This is a genomic window from Gammaproteobacteria bacterium, from assembly GCA_003696665.1.
GTDB lineage: Bacteria > Pseudomonadota > Gammaproteobacteria > Enterobacterales.
Genome location: RFGJ01000401.1, coordinates 1 through 1,646 on the forward strand (window position 1 = coordinate 1; position 1,646 = coordinate 1,646).

The window sequence follows — 1,646 nt, forward strand, 5'->3', positions numbered from 1 at the left end:
CTACGCGATCAGCGTGGCAAATCGGGGCTTCCGCACCCAGATCACTGTGGAGTTCGGCGGCTGGCTGAAGGACTCCGCTTGCACCTTCTGTGGCCAGTGCGTGCAGACCTGCCCAACAGGCGCCCTGGCCGACAAGAAGGCGTTGCGGTTTGCTGTGACGGAGTAAGTCGCCCGGGGCTGAATAATCGTGAGGAGAAGAATAAAGAATGAGTGTGCATTTTGATTCAAAACAAGCGAAACAGACCACCCTTGCACGGGGACAAGCCAAGCCATTTCTGAAATGGGCGGGAGGCAAACAGCAATTACTCAAACAATTCGAGCGGTTGTTTCCATCCCAGTTTAATCGGTATATAGAGCCATTTCTTGGCGGTGGTGCTGTTTATTTTTACCTCTGGAATCGCGGCCAGATCCAATCAGACCATTCCTTGCTTTTCGATATTAACGAAGAATTGATCAATACCTACCGGGTTGTACGAGATCAACTGGACCTTCTCATTGAATTGCTAGAAGAACATGCCCGTCAACATTGTCGCGAGTACTACTATTCAGTGCGCGCTCTCGATCGAAAACCCAATTTTTTTATGAGCGATGTCGAAAGAGCAGCGCGCACTATCTATCTAAACAAGACTTGCTTCAACGGGCTTTACCGAGTAAACCGTAAAGGTGAATTTAATGTCCCTATGGGGAGTTATAAGAATCCTCAGATTTTCCAGGAGGCGACCCTGAAAGCCGCCAGTGACGCTCTTCAAGGCACTCTTCTGGACGTCCGCGATTTTCGGTCAGTGACTGCTATCGCTCGACCGGGAGATTTTGTGTACTTCGATCCACCATACGTACCATTAAGCGCAACTGCAAACTTTACGAGCTATACTTCTAGTAATTTTGACCAAGAAGACCAACATGCTCTCGCGTCGGTGTTTCAAGAACTTACAGAGCGAGGTTGCTATTGCATGCTAAGTAATTCGTACACCCCTCTAGTTCTTGAACTGTACGAAGAATTCCGTATCGAAGTTCTTCTCGCAAATAGAGCGATTAATTCTAAGGGCAATTCAAGAGGATTGATTCGAGAAGTTGTGGTCTTAAATTATTGATGAGGGAATACTGATGGCCGGTAAAGGACGAGCACCACGTAAAGGGGATGAACTGAAGAACAAAGTAGTGGAGCTTGCAGAAAAACTTGGCCTGCAGGCCGAAACGGAAGTCCGGGCCGCTAGACGACTGTGGGGGGCGAGACGCAGAATTGATGTTGTCTTAACACATAAAGATACGAACCGTAAGTTAGGTGTTGAGTGCAAATATCAAGGAGGGTCTGGCTCGGCAGAAGAAAAGATTCCGGCCACAATACAGGACATTGCATACTGGCCGATTCCCGGAATCGTTGTTATAGACGGGGAAGGTTTCTCGAAAAATATGAGTGGGTTTCTTATGGCTACTGGAAAGGCGGTTTGGTTTGAAGATTTGGAGGAGTGGCTTAAGTTATATTTCGGGCTATAAGCCTGCTGTTCATTTTCATGCGACATCATCGATAGATAGTATTGAGGTCATATTCGTTCGGCTCGCCTTTGCCTGCGGCGCCCCAAAGCTGCTCTGTGACTGAGGGCTTGGTGGTTTCCTCATCAGAGTATGGAGGCAGTTGCTCGAGCTGC

Annotated in this window: 3 protein-coding genes; all 3 read left to right on the plus strand. The window is 48.2% G+C overall.

Features of this window, described 5'->3' with window-relative positions:
- A partial coding sequence (locus D6694_10200) for a hypothetical protein (protein ID RMH40273.1) occupies positions 1–166 on the plus strand: 166 nt, incomplete at its 5' end.
- A 40-nt stretch (positions 167–206) separates the two neighbouring features.
- Positions 207–1,091 (plus strand): DNA adenine methylase, encoded by an 885-nt coding sequence (locus D6694_10205; protein ID RMH40274.1) that lies wholly within the window; start codon positions 207–209, stop codon positions 1,089–1,091.
- A 13-nt stretch (positions 1,092–1,104) separates the two neighbouring features.
- On the plus strand, positions 1,105–1,494 hold the full coding sequence (locus D6694_10210) for a hypothetical protein (GenBank protein RMH40275.1): 390 nt from the start codon (positions 1,105–1,107) through the stop codon (positions 1,492–1,494).
- The last annotated feature ends 152 nt before the right edge of the window (positions 1,495–1,646 follow it).

What these genes read in the sequence shown, in the direction of transcription:
- D6694_10210 (RMH40275.1), top strand. Translation starts at nt 1,105, where the DNA reads ATGGCCGGTAAAGGACGAGCACCACGTAAAGGGGATGAACTGAAGAAC.
- D6694_10205 (RMH40274.1), top strand. Translation starts at nt 207, where the DNA reads ATGAGTGTGCATTTTGATTCAAAACAAGCGAAACAGACCACCCTTGCA.